Raw genomic sequence first — 15083 nt, forward strand, 5'->3', positions numbered from 1 at the left:
GTCAGGGAACTGAATGAACAAAAGTGAAGCTAAAGACAGAATTGACAAGCTAAAAGCGAGTATTAACCAATACCGCTACGATTATCATGTGCTAAATAAATCGACCATTCCGGATGCGGCGCTAGATTCATTAAAACATGAGCTGTCGCAACTAGAGTCGCAATTTCCAGATTTAATCACTTCAGATTCGCCTACTCAACGGGTGGCGGGCCAACCTCTAAAGCAATTCAAAAAAGTGGCGCATCAGAAACGAATGATGTCATTAAACGATGTTTTTTCGTCCGAAGAATTGGGCGATTGGACGGTGCGGATTTCGAAATTAGTTTCGCACGCTAATTGGGATTATCTGGTAGAACCAAAGCTAGATGGCTTAGCGGTGTCGTTGATTTATCAAGAAGGCCAGATGGTGCTAGGGGCAACCAGGGGTGATGGGCGAGTTGGTGAAGATGTGACTCAGAATTTACGCACTATTGAGGCTGTGCCACTGTCTCTTTATAGACTGGATTCCCGCCTTCGCGGGAATGACATTGCTCGCGGGAGGTTTGAGGTGCGGGGTGAAGTGGTGATTAGCCGCAAAAACTTTGCCAAGATTAATGCCGAGCAAACGAAAAAAGGTTTGCCCGTTTACGCTAACCCGCGCAATTTAGCCGCCGGTTCAATTCGCCAACTTGATCCAAAACTAGCCGCCTCGCGTCATTTGGATTTTGTGGCGTATCAGGTGATGGCCGATTTTGACATCTTAACTCATGCAGAAGAGCATCAGTTACTTCGAAATCTCGGGTTCAAGAGTTTAGACGTTGGGGAATGTCGGGATGTAAGGGAGATTAGGGATTTTCTAGACGATTTGCAACAAAAACGGGAACATCTGCCATATCAAACCGATGGCGCCGTTATTTCTGTTAACCAAAAATCTTATTGGGAGCCACTTGGATTTGTGGGCAAGGCACCACGTTATGCCGTAGCGTATAAATTTGCGGCTGAAGAGGTAACTACCAAAATAATCGATATTCAGGTGCAGGTGGGGCGTACCGGGGCACTGACGCCGGTTGCTATTATGGAGCCGGTGGTGGTGGCGGGCACCACGGTTAGCCGCGCCACTTTGCATAATCAAGACGAGATTGCCCGAAAAGATGTGCGCATTGGCGATACGGTAATTTTGCGCAAGGCCGGAGATGTTATTCCCGAAGTGGTGCAAGTTTTGACTGAGCTACGCACTGGTAAAGAGAAAAAATTTGTGATGCCCGAAAAATGTCCGCTTTGTGAATCCAAGGTTGTTCGTCCCGAGGGTGAAGCAGTAGCAAGGTGTGCTAACAAAAATTGTTTTGGTCAGGAAAAAGAGCAGTTGGTTCATTTTGTATCGCGCGCCGCGTTTGATGTTGATGGTGCGGGCGAAGCAGTAATTGATCAGTTGTTAGACAACGATTTGATTGGCGATGCGGCCGATTTATTTTTCTTAAAAGTTGGTGATGTTGAAGCGCTCGATCGGTTTGCGCAGAAGTCGGCCGATAATTTAATTACCGCTATTGCAGCGCGTAAAACCATTGCTTTGAACCGATTTTTGTACAGTTTAGGCATCCGTCATGTGGGCGAGCAGACTGCGTTTGCATTGGCACAATTTTTGTCGAATAAGGTTTCGGGTGAGATAACTCCAACTGATTTATGGCATCACTTACAAAAAATTGATCTTGAAACGTGGCAAGAAATCGATGATGTTGGTGTAGTGGTTGGCCAAAGCATTTTTGATTACGCTAGCTCATCGATCGGTCAAAACCTAATGCAGAAATTCACTAAAGCCGGCATCAAAATTACCATACCTAGCCCATCAACCCATACCTTGCCGTTAACCGGAAAAACTTTTGTTTTTACCGGAGAGATGGCAAGCCTAACGCGTGAAGAAGCCGAATCAAAAGTGCGTGAGTTAGGCGGCAAAGCGTCTAGTTCAGTTAGTGCCAAGACAGATTACGTGGTGGTGGGTGAAAATCCCGGTTCCAAAGCCGACAAGGCCAGAGAACTTCATGTTAAAATAATCTATGAAAAAGAAGCTAAAAATCTATTAAATATGGTGTAGGGGCTTAACTCTGTGTCCGCCCGCGGGAGGACACACGGGTCCTCCCCTACGGAGGTCATGATAAATACCAATACCAAAACCATTTTTGAGGCTCTAAAATTAAGCGAAATGCTTAAGTTAGTTGTCAGATACAAAGAATCTGCTGACGATGCTGAAAGAGAATCCGTGGCCGACCACTGTTGGCGGATGGTCTTTATGTTAATGGTGGTGACGGAAGAATTAAATCTAAAAATTGATGAATTGCATGCCATCAAAATGGTGCTTGTTCACGACATTATTGAGGTAGTTACTGATGATATCGATGCAGTTTTGGTAGCAGAAGGAAAGGTTTTGGCAGAGGATAAGCAACGTGGCGAGGTTGAGGCGATAAAATATATCGAAACAAAAATTGGTGGCAAAGCAGGAAAAACAATTCGAGCGCTTTGGGAAGAATTTGAGACAGCGAAAACCCCAGAAGCTAAGTTGGTTAAGGCGTTAGATAGAATTGAAGCGATGAGCCATTTATCCTTAGTTGGGCTTAAAAATTGCAATCATGCAGATCATATTCCAAATTATGCTGACAGAGCGGTAAAAAACGTGCCAGAACTGTCTGGATTATTAATTGAATTGAAAAAAGAACTCAAGATTGAGTTTGAGAAAAATAATATTCCTTGGGTAAATAAATACGATTAAAAATTGAAGAGGCGGGACATCGTTGTCCCGCCTGGTTCGGCAACACGCTTAGTTCGCGTGGGGTGTGCTCTCGGTCATCATGTCTGGCGTCTGCCATGGTGTGGCGAATCGCGGATGCTTCGGGTTAGAGCCCGATTGGAGCTGCTTGAGCAGCTTCGCTATCCGCTTTGAAGCCGGAAGATGGTAATCTCGCTTCGGCCTTCGTTCACGACCAGGACGATGTCCAGATAGCATGGTGTGTTGACTCCTTGAGTCTTGACTCCGACCAGAGATGCGAGCTATAACGTAGAAGGCGTGATTGGAACTGGCTAGGCGGATCCCCAGCCGATGGCGAGGATGATGTTCTGTACTCGGCGCTCATCGCGACGAAGGGGGGAGCGCGCTTGCACAGCGCTGGCCTTGTACTTTGGGCCGGCTACTAGGAAGGAGGGGTTCTTGCTGCGTCGAGACGACTCAGACCGCGAACGATTTCTACGCACCGTTGTTCCTCCGAGATGTGGCCTAAAGCCACGGGGTATAGTAATGATTATACTCGAGCAAGCGTCTTTTTACAATAGACTTTTTATGCTACACTTTGCCTATGGATAAAATAGACAAAACCGAAGTCAAACACATCGCCGAGTTGGCGAGTTTGAGTTTAACTGAAAAAGAAGTTGATCGGTTTTCGGTTGATCTAACCAATATACTTAAATACATCAATCAGCTTGATGAAGTAAAGGTTGATTCGGGAGCAATCGACAATGAATCGCTTTACAATATTTGGCGCGAAGACGAAATTACCAATATTAATATGCGCGATCAGCTGTTACAAAACACCCCAGACCAGAAAGATGGTTTTATTCGAGTAAAGGCGGTGTTTGGTGACTCTTGATTTTTTAACCATTATCGACGCCGTAAAAATGTTGGACGAGGGAAAAATTACCTCTGTTGAGCTAACCAAACATTATTTAGATAAGATTAACAAGTTAGACCGAAAAATTAATGCGTTGATTTCCGTTACGCCTGATTTGGCGTTGAAAGAAGCGGCCAAGAGTGATGATCGTCGGGCGAAAAATAATTTGCGATCTGCTATCGATGGCGTTCCTGGCACGCTGAAAGACGTTTTGGTAACACAGAGCGTGCGAACTACCGCAGCGTCAAAAATGCTAAATGATTTTATTCCGCCTTACGAGGCTCATGTTGTATCGTTACTCAAAAATGCCGGTATGGTGGTTTTGGGAAAAACAAACCTAGATGAATATGCCATGGGCACCACCACTGTGAATTCGGCTTATTTTATTACCAAAAACCCGTGGGATACCACGCGGGTTGTTGGTGGGTCGTCCGGTGGTTCGGCGGCGGCAGTGGCGGCTGATTTTGGTGTTTTCTCACTGGGCACCGATACTGGCGGCAGCATTCGCTTGCCCGCGTCTTGGACCAACACAGTGGGCGTGCGCCCAACTTACGGTCGGGTATCGCGCAATGGAGTAATTGCGATGGCGTCGTCTTTGGATCAGGTTGGGCTATTTACACGATCAGTTGTAGATGCGGCGCTGTTATTATCAATCATCGCCGAACCAGATAAAGGTGATAGCACTTCGGTGCGAAAAACAGTGCCAGACTATCAATCGTTATTAAAATCTGACTTACACGGGATTACGGTCGGCTTAGTGAAACAGTTTATGTCGGACGGCGTCGATGAAAATATTAAAAAAAGCGTGCTGGAAGCGGTGGCGCAACTAAAATCGCTTGGCGCTGAAGTTAAAGAAGTCTCTATCCCGCTTTCCGAGATGTCGTTGGCAGTGTATATGATTTTGGTGCCGTCCGAAGTATCAACCAACTTAGAGCGGTACGATGGCATTCGGTATGGGTATTCGGGCGCGAACCACGCCAAAAATCTTAAAGACGTTTATTTACAGTCGCGCACCCATTTTGGCGATGAGGCTAAGCGACGCATTATGCTTGGTAGTTTTGCGTTGTCGAGTGGCTATTACGATGCGTATTATAATAAAGCTAAACGAGTGCGGGCAATGATTTCGCATCAGTTCGATCAAGTTTTTCAGAATGTTGATGTGCTGGTGGGCCCGGTGGCGCCAAGTTTGCCGTTTAAGATTGGCGATGATTTGTCAGATCCATTAAAATTATGGATGGCAGATTTGCTGGCGGTGCCGGTTAATGTGGCCGGTTTGTGCGGAGTTTCGGTGCCGTGTGGCTTTAGTGAAAACTTGCCGGTTGGATTGCAGATAATGGGTAAGGCATTTGACGACGAAACCATTTTAGCCGTGGCTAACGCATATCAAAAATCAACAAATTGGCTAGACAGCCACCCAAACTTATAGGAGTGAAAATGGGAAAACGAGCGCAAGTCAAAAGACTTGAGAAACAACAAGAGAAGCCGCCAAAGCGTAAAATCATCGATTTTTCGGTCATTAAGCATCCTTATTTATGGATTATGGTAATTGCATTTGCGTTAGTCGTCGCATATCCAATTGCCACAAACACCACTTGGTATAAACAACACATAGCAAAATTAACACCGGAGCAACTAATGGTAGAAACAGCAAACACCGCCACAATTACTACAGATAAAGGTGAAATCGTCTTTGATTTTTACAAAAAAGATGCACCAAAAACGAGCGAAAACTTTATCAGGTTAGCTTTTAAGGGATATTATAATGGGTTAAATTTTCATCGAGTAGAAGCGGGATTTGTGATTCAGGGAGGCGATCCCAAGGGTGATGGCACCGGTGGCGAAAGTATTTGGGGCGGCACATTTGCCGATGAAATTAACACCTCTTCACCTTTATATCAACGGGGGTATGTTGAAGGCACGGTAGCGATGGCAAACTCGGGCGCCAATACAAATGGTAGTCAGTTCTTTATTACCTTAGCCGATCAGCCAAACTTGCCAAAAAGTTATACTATTTTTGGGCATGTAACTAGCGGTATGGACGTAGTTAAAAAAATCGCCAAAGGGGATAAAATGATTAAGGTTGAGGTTAAATAATGACCAGACGGGAAACAGTCGAGGAAAAGCTGGTGATGGGGCTACTGCGGGCAATCGCGTGGCCGTTTAAGACGTTATTTGGTTCAATATCACCATCAAAATCGACCAATCGCTCGTCTCTTGACTATCAATTTGTAGCTAGTAGTTGGAATGATATTGAGCAACTGATGCAACTAAGTGGATCTGCTCATTTTCATCAAGCCGTTACCAAAGCGGATACATTATTCGACTTTGTGTTAAAAAGTGTCGTGAGCGGCGGCGCAACGATGGGCGAGCGACTAAAACTGGCCGAAGGCAAGATGTCAAAACCGGCTTATAATCAAGTTTGGGAAGCCCACAAACTGCGCAATCGTTTGGTACACGAAGCTGATGCCGAGGTGATGGTGTGGGAGGCTAAGCAAGCAATTCAGAGTTTCAAAAACGGTTTAATCGAATTAAAAGCACTGTGAGATAAAATGTCAGATAAGTACGAACCGATTATTGGCCTAGAGGTTCATATCCAATTAAATACAAAATCCAAAATGTTTTGTGGTTGCGATAATAACGCCGAGGGTAAGGAACCAAACACCACTGTTTGCCCGGTTTGTTTTGGTATGCCCGGAACGTTGCCGGTGATGAACAGATTGGCGGTTGAGAAAACATTGCTTTTGGGGCTAGCATTGGGCGGGAAGATTAGTGAAAAGTGGAATTTTGAGCGCAAAAACTACTTTTACCCCGATTTGCCCAAAGGTTATCAGATCACCTCTTCTACAAATCCGCCGGTTATTGGCGGTACGGCAGAAGTGGTAGATTTAGAAAACGGGACAACATTTAACGTCAAAATAAATCATTTACACTTGGAAGAAGATGCTGGTAAATTGGTGCATAAAAATGATGGTTATACCTATGTCGATTTGAATCGTGCCGGCACTCCGCTGATTGAGTTGGTAACCGAGCCAGATATCCATAGCGCTTCAGACGCCAAAGCGTTTTTGCAGGAGCTACAAGCATTGGCGCGCCGAACTGGAGTAAGTGATGCCGATATGGAAAAAGGGCATTTAAGATGTGACGCAAATATCTCGATTAAAAAAGTTGGTGCTGATAAACTTGGCACAAAAGTAGAAGTTAAAAATCTGAATTCGTTTAGAATGGTAGAGCGGGCAATTAAATATGAAATCGACCGTCAAGCGTCTATTTTAACGTCTAATGGCAAAATAGAACAGGAAACACGCGGGTGGGATGATGCTAGGGGGGTAACTACCGGACAGCGTAGCAAAGAAGATGTGCAAGATTATCGCTACATGCCTGAGCCAGATTTACCGCCAATTATCGCCGAAAAAGCAGATGAACTCTCTGCTAGCCACCTGAAAAAACAACTCTCAGAGCTGCCGTCCGATTTACGTGCTCGCTTAAGCGCCGAATACGGTTTGACTTTAGACCAAGCGCAAACTTGCGTTCTTGACCCCGGTTTTTGTCATTACATTGAGCAAGTGTACAGCCAATTTGATCAAAAAGAGTTAGTAAGTGGCGCCACCCGTATTTTGTTTGGTGATGTAAAACGAGTTGCCTCGCAGAATGGACTAAATTTTACTGATATCGTATTGTCTCCAAAAGAGTTGAGCCACATAATTACTTTGATTATTAACGATACCTTGGGGCACAATGTATTCAAAAATAATTTGATGGATTTGCTATCTGGCAAAGTTAAAGTCGCCGAGTTTTTGAAAACGTCAGTCAGCACAGAAGCCAAAGACTACACCGATATAATTTTGTCCGTGTTAGTGCATAACTCAAAGGCGGTTGAGCAGTACAAGAACGGCGATACCAAGGTGCTTGGATTCTTGGTGGGGCAAGTGATGAAAGAAGTCGGCGGCTCCGCCGATCCAAAATTAGTTAATAAACAGCTCGTAGAACATATTAACGCATCAAAATAGTGCTATAATAAAACCATGGATTACGGAATAAATTCATTAGTAAGCGGTTTTGTTAGTTTTGTGCCGAAATTGCCTACCGTGGCGGTTGATTTTTTGGTTGGTTATTTAATCATTTACATTTCTGTGGCGATATTCGGGCGAACATTAAAAATTGCCGGAGTGCAAAAATCGCTTATCGATATTCTTAAATCACTATTATCTTTTATTTTCTGGGTGGTCTTAATTGCTCATATTTTACGCAACCTTGGATTATCTCAGATTGCTGTGACACTTTCCGGGTCATTATTGGTAGTAGGTTTGGCAGTCGCTAATGGTGCCGGAGCAATGGTTTCTGATATTATTTCCGGTTTGTTTTTAGCCCGCGATAAAGATTTTGATTTAGGATATCGGGTAAAAGTGGGCGATACCGAAGGGTTTATTGAAACGATGGATTTTCGCAAAACCAGAATCAGAACAGATGACGGCAGGTTGGTGGTATTACCAAACTCAATGATCGACAAAGATCGCTGGTATGTAATTTCTCGCAGCGAGCATCATACATTATTATCTAAAGTTAAAAATAAATTTCATACTAAAAAAGAGGTAACATGACAAGCGCGTTAATTTTCTTATATTTAGTTCTGGCGATTGCAATAATTTTTATTGCGGTTTATCTTTGCATTTTAATGAATCAAGCAACCAAAGTGCTAAAAAACACCGAATCAATCACTAAAAGGGTGGATAATGTAGCGGCCTCGGTAGAATCGGTGACCAAGAATGGGCTTTTGCCGATTATATCTAGCATTGGTACCATTTTAAGTAAAACCACAGGATATTTTAGCAATCTATTATCAGAGAACAAAAAATCTAAAAAATAGTTTTTAAGGAGTGGCGTGGAAGACGAAAAAAGTGATCAAACCGAGGATGTGGCTAGGCCTCAAATTCATCCGACTTTGGTAGCAATGAATCGTTCGGTGCTGGTTTTTACAATTTTGATGTGTTTGATAATGGGTGGGGTTGGCGGCGCTGGCACAGTTTATGTAATGTCTGGGCTAAACCAAAATAGCAGCACGGGCGGATTGATTTTGCCGGTTAAACAAAAGATTTCGTTAGAAGAGAGTTCTAAGTTTGTGGATGTGGCTAAAGCGGTTAGCCCGTCTGTGGTGGCGATTAGCGTTACCTCTAGCACCACCAACTTTTTTGGCCAGACTGTTTCTTCGTCTGGTGGCGGGACCGGTTTTGTAATCTCGTCAGACGGTCTTATAGCCACAAATAAGCATGTTGTATCCGATGCGAACGGTAAGTACACCGTTAAATTGGCCGATGGCTCAGAATACAGCGCCACGGTTAAAGATTTAGATCCAATTTTTGATTTTGCCATCATTAAAATTGATGCCAAAAATTTGAAGCCGGTTGATTTTGGCGATTCCGACGCCTTGCAGGTTGGCCAGTGGGTAATGGCTATCGGCAACGCCTTGGCCGAATTCCAAAACACGGTTACGGTGGGAGTAGTTTCTGCTAAAGAACGCACCATTACCGCCAGTGATAGCTCTGGGGTAAGCTCGGAAAACTTAGAAGGGGTTATCCAAACAGATGCTGCCATTAACTCGGGCAACTCGGGCGGAACCTTGGTTACGCTGGACGGAAAAGTGGTAGGAGTCACTACCGCCATGGCAGATGCGCAGAGTATCGCTTTTGCTATACCAAGCAATGTGTTAGAGCCGGCAGTTAATAGCGTGATCAAAACCGGTCATATTGAGCGGGTTGCGTTAGGGGTGCGTTACACGATTGTGGATAAAGAAACGGCCACTGCCGACAAATTACCGGTTGATCATGGCGCTAAAATTACTAATGATACCAAAGGAAATGCGGGCGTAATCTCGGGCGGATCGGCAGATAAAGCTGGCTTAAAAGTAGGTGATATAATTACGGCAATTAATGATCAGGTGGTTGATACCAATCATGGTTTAGTCAATTTAGTGCAAAAATACTCCGTGGGGCAAAAGATCAAAGTAACCTACTGGCGTGACGGTAAAGAGCAGTCAGTTGACGTAACGTTGCAGCTATATAAGAGTTAGAGTTTGAAAGAATGTAGGGGAGGACCCATGCCTGCCCCTCGTAGCTAGGAGAGCGTAGTGGGGTGTCCTCCCGCGGGCGGAACGCTGAGCGTCCCATTGCCCCGCTCAGCGGGGCGGACATGCAAGTCCGCCCCTACGATGGTCATGATATTTTTCTCAACACCGCAAAACGGGTCCGGCCAAACGAGTCGGGTAGTATTTTAGTCTCAAAATCAGTAAATTTCTTGAAATGATCAATATTGTGCTCGTCGTAAATTTCTAAAAAGATTACGCCGTTTGGTGTTAGTTTTTGCTTAGTTTGTTCTAGCAACTTATCGATCAAAAAATACCCGTCTTTTCCGCCGTCTAACGCTAACAGTGGTTCATATTTGGTGACAGACAAATCTAACTTTTCCAAATCTTTACTTGGGATGTAAGGCAGGTTTGCAACAATAATATCAACCGGTTCGGTAATTGGGTCAAGTAAATTTCCGCATCTAAAATCTATTTGGCTAGATTGGATTAATTGGGCGGAATTGGATTTTGCTATGTCGAGTGCTTTTGGCGAAATGTCAGTGACGATAATTTTGAGATTGATTTTGTTCAGATTTGCCCATTTTTTTAGTGAGATGGCTATTACACCAGATCCGGTCCCAACATCAACAAGAGTCAGCGGGTGGCTTACCTCTGTTAAATGTTTTTTTATTAATTCGATCAACTCGGCGGTTTCGGGACGGGGGATTAAAACATCGTGGTTGACCGCCAGCTTTAATCCATCAAACAAAATGGAACCGACAATATATTCGATCGGTTCACCATTATGCCAGCGTTTTACCATTGCGTCGATCTTTTTGTGGTCACCCTCAGAAATTTCAACATCACCACAAGATATCGTCCATGCTTTGTAATCTAGCGTGGTCTGTGGTTTGAGTACCGCAAAAACAATCTGTGCGATTTCAGAAGATGGGGGGTTGAGGATGGAGGATAGAGTCCGTCTCATATTATAGATTTTGAGAATCTGACAACTGAGGAGTCTCGGTCTGTAATTTAGCTGTTTGGTCTGCTTGAGCCAGTGCAGCGATAACCGGTTCTAAATTTCCGTTCAAAATGGTAACCATATTATGCCAAGATTGATTGATGCGATGGTCGGTAATACGATCTTGAGGGTAGTTGTAGGTGCGTATTTTTTCACTTCTGTCTCCACTGCCAATTTGATTGCGACGCATTTGCCCACGTTCTTTGGCGGCTTTTTCTTCCTCAAACGCCAGTAATCGAGAACGCAACACCACCATCGCTTTATCGCGGTTTTTAAGTTGTGATTTTTCATCTTGGCATGTTACCACCAAACCCGAAGGAAGGTGAGTGATGCGCACCGCTGAATCGGTGGTGTTAACGCTTTGACCGCCGTGCCCGGTGGAGCGATAGACATCAATCCGCAAATCGTTTGGATTGATCACAATGTCGGTTTCTTTGGCTTCCGGCAAAATGGCTACAGTTGCTGCTGACGTGTGAATACGCCCCGATTTTTCGGTTTCCGGTACGCGTTGAACGCGATGCACGCCGCTTTCATATTTTAGTTTGGCATAGACATTTTCACCACTAATTTGACCGGTAACCTCTTTAATGCCACCGATTGAGGACATGTTTTGGTCAATAATAGACAAAGACCAGCCCAGTGATGCAATATAGTTGGCGTACATTCGAAACAGCTCAGCCGCGAATAATTCGGCTTCATCTCCGCCCGTACCGGCGCGAATTTCCAGAATAATATCATCAGTGTCATGCGGATCTTTGGGTAATAAGGCTACAGTTAAGTCGGATTTTAGTTGTGATTCAGCCTCAATTAACGCCGCAAGCTCACTTTCGGCCATATCTCGCATTTCGCCATCGGTTTCACTGATCAATTCTTTAGTTTGATCTATCTGATCTGTTACAGATTTGTATTGATCGTAAAGATCGACCGTTTTGTTGATCTCTTTTAGTTCTGCCAACGCCTTGTTTATTGTTTCAGCTGAAGCAGAATCGTACGAATTGACAATCTTATCTAACTCGCCTTTGCGTACAATAAGCGGGTTAACAATTTCAATAAAGTTTAGATCGGATTGCATATAACATGCCCCTAGTCTTAAAATCTAAGCTTCGACAGGTGTTTGGTTTGTGTCTTCGGCTTTAGTTTCAACTTTGGGGGCGCGTTTGGTCACTTTTTTTAGTTGAGCTTGTTCTACTCGAGCTTTGAAGCGATCTACTCGGCCAGCGGTGTCAATAAACTTCTGTTGTCCGGTGAAGAACGGATGGCACAGGTTGCAAATTTCTACTTTAATTTCCGGCATGGTAGAACCAACGCTAAATTTGTTACCGCAGGCGCAGGTAACTGAAGCTTGATGATAAGTTGGGTGAATGTTTGCTTTCATAGCTATAATTTAGCACAAGTTTTAGCATATGTCAAAGGTTTTTTCTCGCTGACATTCCCGCGAAGGCGGGAATCCAGTCTATAAACAACTTTTTTATATATATTCCGGGTCGAGCCCGGAATGACAAAGAAGAATTTTTACCTGAGATGGAATGACGAAGGAAAAAATACAGGCCGCGGGGATGTTCTCCCGCGGCCTTTTGCCGGTGTTACGCTGGCTTCCCCAATGGTGTGAGTTCGACAGCGATCTGCATGGGGAAATCGAACAGAATGTGGCTAACGGTGATCTCCCAGAGCGCGAGGTCCAACACATAGCCGGTGATAGCGGTGTACGTCTGTTGGACCGCGTCTCGCCACGAGATACAGTCGATGTTCGGGAACACCGTCCGTTTTCCGAGCCCGACAATAGCAACCTCCATTCCTGTTTGAGGAATAAGGTTGTCAAGCACAGGGATAGTGTTGTCGACCTGATCCATCACTCTCCTCCCCTCGCTAGCGTGCAGCTGCCAAAGCAGCCTGGCGCGTCATCGTGACCTTGATCCGAAGTACCTCGCCCTCCTCAATTGCCGCTTCGAGAGGAACAATGAGGTCAGAATAGACGACCTGAAGCGTCTTGCTGGCGCAGGCGCCGGCCACGAAGACGATGAGTGGCATTCCTGCGCTGGTAGATGCAACCTTGTATGGCTTTTTGTCGTCGTACCCCTCGACTTCGATGATTGCTCCACCGTTTGGAACAGAAACTTGGTCCAAACGGACGTCCTTTGGCCACGGGTCCATCTGGGTTCTCCCTTCGCTAGTGTGCGGCTGCCAAAGCAGCCTGGCGCGTCATCGTGACAGTAATACGAAGCGGGTTCTTCTTCGCCTCAAGCAGGACGATGTCCCACTCGCTGTCGTTGAAAGGTGCTTGGCACAGAACCATATAGGCTGTGCCCACCACACTCTGGAGCGTTTCGCCCTTACTACCGTTGACGATATGCCTGCCGATATCCTCGATTACCACAGTCACAGATTGCGCTCCATGCAGCTTGGTCTTGAGGCTGATTTCGTCCATTCAACGTCCTCCTAGAACCCTGGGATGTACTCGCGAGCGAATTCGACGAACTGATCTTCCTGTGCCCGAATCCACGCCGGCCACTCGCGTTCCAACACGCCGATGACCACACCGCCGCCGGATTTGCGCGTTACTTCTTGCCATCCACATTCGTTACAGACGCGCTCCATTAGCGTTGTGTCGGGTTGCGGGTCTGTTCCGGTCACGTTGTATTCGTCGTACGTGTTGTAGTCAACGTGCTTGCAATACGCCCATATAGCGATCATCGAGTGTATTTCGTCCTCGGTAACCCGCACGACAGGGCGACTCGAGATGATCGATTCGTGACGACTGTCGCGAACCATAGACTCCAGATCGTCGAAGAACAGCTGAACGGCACGCGGCTGGCGCTTGTGCCAGCCATAGTATCTTGCCCACGTCCGTCTTGGCAGTGGCATGTTCGTATCCCCCTAATGCCCATCATTATAGCGATTTGTCAAATAGTTGTAAAGATCGTCATTTTGTGGTACAAATAGAATAACATTAATTTTTAAGGAGTTTATGTCTAATCCAACACTACGCGAAATGATGGAAAACGGGGTTCATTTTGGTCATGTAAAATCTCGGTGGCATCCAAAAATGAAGCCGTTTATTTTTACCGAACGAGACAAAGTTCACATTATCGATTTAGAGCAAACGAAATCTCAGCTAGACAAAGGTTTGGCGTATTTGTCAGAACTTGTTGCCAAAGGTGGGATTGTGCTTTTTGTCGGTACCAAAAAACAAGCCAAAGATTTGGTTAAAAAAGCGGCTAACACTTGCGAAATGCCTTACATTTCTGAGCGTTGGTTTGGTGGCGCGTTGACCAATTTTGACGTTTTGCGTAAAAACGTTAAAGTTTTGGAACAAATGGAACAAGATGAAAAAGATGGGGGATACGCCCATTTGACCAAAAAAGAAGTTTTGCATTTGACCGATAAAAAAGCCAAATTATTGCTCACACTTGAAGGCGTACGTAACATGACTAAACGTCCAGATGCATTATTTGTGGTTGATGCCGGTAAAGAAGACATCGCAATTAAAGAAGCTACTTTATTGAAACTGCCGGTAGTGGCCTTGGTTGATACAAACACAAATCCAGATGTGGTTGAATACCCAATACCTGCCAACGATGACGCAACTAAGTCATTAACTCTAATTATGGATTACGTTGGTCAGACCTTAAAGACAGCAAGACAAGGTTATGTTAAAACCGCTGCTGCGACAGACGAAAAAGTGACTGAAACAAAGGCTTAATATGAGTTCACTAGAGAAAATTCAAAAATTACGAGAAGCTACCGGTTTAGGGGTAATGGAGCTTAAAAAAGCATTAGAAGAGACCGGCGGCGACGAGGCAAAAACACTTGAGATTCTAAAAGAAAAGGGTGTGGCGATGGCCGAAAAACGAGCCGAACGTGCAACGTCTAACGGTGTGGTGGTGTCGTACGTGCACGCTGGGCGAATTGGCGCTTTGGTAGAGTTAAACTGTGAAACCGATTTTGTAGCTCGAACCGATGATTTTCAGGCCTTTGCTAAAGAATTGGCTATGCAAATTGCCTCAATGAATCCGCTTGATTTGAACACTTTGCTCGATCAGGCTTACATTAAAGACGCAAACACAACCATTCAAGATTTATTAACTCAAATAATCGCTAAAACCGGTGAAAACATTCGCATTGGTCAGTTTTCCCGTATCGAACTCGGCGGGAATTAAGTATCAGGTATCGCTTGTAGATTGTCATTTCGACCCCTCGAGCCTTGTCGAGAGGTTGGAGAAATCTATGCAAATGAGAATTATAAATTTTTAATTTTTAATTTCAAATGAAAGGTAGCCAATTTTTAAATGACTAAATAAGGAACCTTTTAAAAATTTAAGCATTCGGCACTTATTCATTTAAAATTTAGCCTTTAAAATTTAAAATTATGGAT

General features: G+C 44.7%; 18 protein-coding genes and 1 pseudogene. 12 read left to right on the plus strand and 7 right to left on the minus strand.

Features of this window, described 5'->3' with window-relative positions:
• Positions 1–13: 13 nt before the first annotated feature.
• The 10 genes from ligA (at position 14) to WC773_04455 (ending at position 9696) form a co-directional block, all read left to right on the plus strand.
• Positions 14–2068, plus strand: coding sequence for an NAD-dependent DNA ligase LigA (ligA, locus tag WC773_04410; protein MFA6082618.1), 2055 nt, complete (start codon positions 14–16; stop codon positions 2066–2068).
• Between the two features lie 57 nt (positions 2069–2125).
• Positions 2126–2740, plus strand: coding sequence for an HD domain-containing protein (locus WC773_04415; protein MFA6082619.1), 615 nt, complete (start codon positions 2126–2128; stop codon positions 2738–2740).
• A gap of 580 nt (positions 2741–3320) precedes the next feature.
• A complete protein-coding gene (gene gatC / locus WC773_04420; protein MFA6082620.1) occupies positions 3321–3611 on the plus strand; it encodes an Asp-tRNA(Asn)/Glu-tRNA(Gln) amidotransferase subunit GatC in 291 nt (96 codons plus the stop codon).
• Entirely contained in the window at positions 3601–5058 is a 1458-nt protein-coding gene (gene gatA / locus WC773_04425; protein ID MFA6082621.1) for an Asp-tRNA(Asn)/Glu-tRNA(Gln) amidotransferase subunit GatA, read from the plus strand. Before gatC ends, gatA begins: the two co-directional genes overlap by 11 nt.
• An 8-nt stretch (positions 5059–5066) precedes the next feature.
• Positions 5067–5726: a peptidylprolyl isomerase gene (locus tag WC773_04430; protein ID MFA6082622.1), complete on the plus strand. Its 660-nt coding sequence runs from the start codon at positions 5067–5069 to the stop codon at positions 5724–5726.
• On the plus strand, positions 5726–6175 hold the full coding sequence (locus WC773_04435) for a hypothetical protein (GenBank protein ID MFA6082623.1): 450 nt from the start codon (positions 5726–5728) through the stop codon (positions 6173–6175). Before WC773_04430 ends, WC773_04435 begins: the two co-directional genes overlap by 1 nt.
• A gap of 6 nt (positions 6176–6181) precedes the next feature.
• Positions 6182–7639, plus strand: a complete 1458-nt coding sequence (gene gatB, locus WC773_04440) for an Asp-tRNA(Asn)/Glu-tRNA(Gln) amidotransferase subunit GatB (protein ID MFA6082624.1) — start codon at positions 6182–6184, stop codon at positions 7637–7639.
• Between the two features lie 15 nt (positions 7640–7654).
• Positions 7655–8230, plus strand: a complete 576-nt coding sequence (locus WC773_04445) for a mechanosensitive ion channel domain-containing protein (GenBank protein MFA6082625.1) — start codon at positions 7655–7657, stop codon at positions 8228–8230.
• Positions 8227–8496 carry a hypothetical protein gene (locus WC773_04450; GenBank protein MFA6082626.1) on the plus strand — a complete coding sequence of 90 codons (270 nt, stop codon included), beginning with the start codon at positions 8227–8229 and terminating at the stop codon, positions 8494–8496. Before WC773_04445 ends, WC773_04450 begins: the two co-directional genes overlap by 4 nt.
• A gap of 15 nt (positions 8497–8511) precedes the next feature.
• A complete protein-coding gene (locus WC773_04455) occupies positions 8512–9696 on the plus strand; it encodes a trypsin-like peptidase domain-containing protein (GenBank protein MFA6082627.1) in 1185 nt (394 codons plus the stop codon).
• 142 nt (positions 9697–9838) lie between these two features.
• Here the strand turns inward: WC773_04455 and prmC are convergent, their stop codons facing one another.
• From prmC to WC773_04490, 7 genes and pseudogenes are all read right to left on the minus strand, one after another.
• Entirely contained in the window at positions 9839–10675 is an 837-nt protein-coding gene (prmC, locus tag WC773_04460; protein ID MFA6082628.1) for a peptide chain release factor N(5)-glutamine methyltransferase, read from the minus strand.
• Position 10676: 1 nt separating this feature from the next.
• Complete coding sequence (prfA, locus tag WC773_04465; protein MFA6082629.1) at positions 10677–11783, minus strand: peptide chain release factor 1; 1107 nt, start codon at positions 11781–11783, stop codon at positions 10677–10679.
• 105 nt (positions 11784–11888) lie between these two features.
• Positions 11889–12086: pseudogene (gene rpmE / locus WC773_04470) on the minus strand (50S ribosomal protein L31).
• A 208-nt stretch (positions 12087–12294) separates the two neighbouring features.
• On the minus strand, positions 12295–12564 hold the full coding sequence (locus WC773_04475; protein ID MFA6082630.1) for a hypothetical protein: 270 nt from the start codon (positions 12562–12564) through the stop codon (positions 12295–12297).
• A 13-nt stretch (positions 12565–12577) separates the two neighbouring features.
• The gene (locus tag WC773_04480) at positions 12578–12862 is read right to left on the minus strand and encodes a hypothetical protein (GenBank protein MFA6082631.1); all 285 of its coding nucleotides are present in this window, start codon (positions 12860–12862) and stop codon (positions 12578–12580) included.
• 16 nt (positions 12863–12878) lie between these two features.
• Positions 12879–13136, minus strand: a complete 258-nt coding sequence (locus WC773_04485; protein MFA6082632.1) for a hypothetical protein — start codon at positions 13134–13136, stop codon at positions 12879–12881.
• Between the two features lie 11 nt (positions 13137–13147).
• Entirely contained in the window at positions 13148–13402 is a 255-nt protein-coding gene (locus WC773_04490; GenBank protein ID MFA6082633.1) for a hypothetical protein, read from the minus strand.
• 274 nt (positions 13403–13676) lie between these two features.
• Between WC773_04490 and rpsB the strand changes: the two genes are divergently transcribed.
• Both rpsB and tsf read left to right on the plus strand, forming a co-directional pair.
• A complete protein-coding gene (gene rpsB / locus WC773_04495) occupies positions 13677–14411 on the plus strand; it encodes a 30S ribosomal protein S2 (protein MFA6082634.1) in 735 nt (244 codons plus the stop codon).
• Between the two features lies 1 nt (position 14412).
• Entirely contained in the window at positions 14413–14868 is a 456-nt protein-coding gene (gene tsf, locus WC773_04500) for a translation elongation factor Ts (protein ID MFA6082635.1), read from the plus strand.
• Positions 14869–15083 lie beyond the last annotated feature (215 nt).

The organism is Patescibacteria group bacterium, from assembly GCA_041660565.1.
In the GTDB taxonomy this organism is placed as follows: domain Bacteria; phylum Patescibacteriota; class UBA1384; order CAJBMM01; family CAJBMM01; genus JBAZWC01.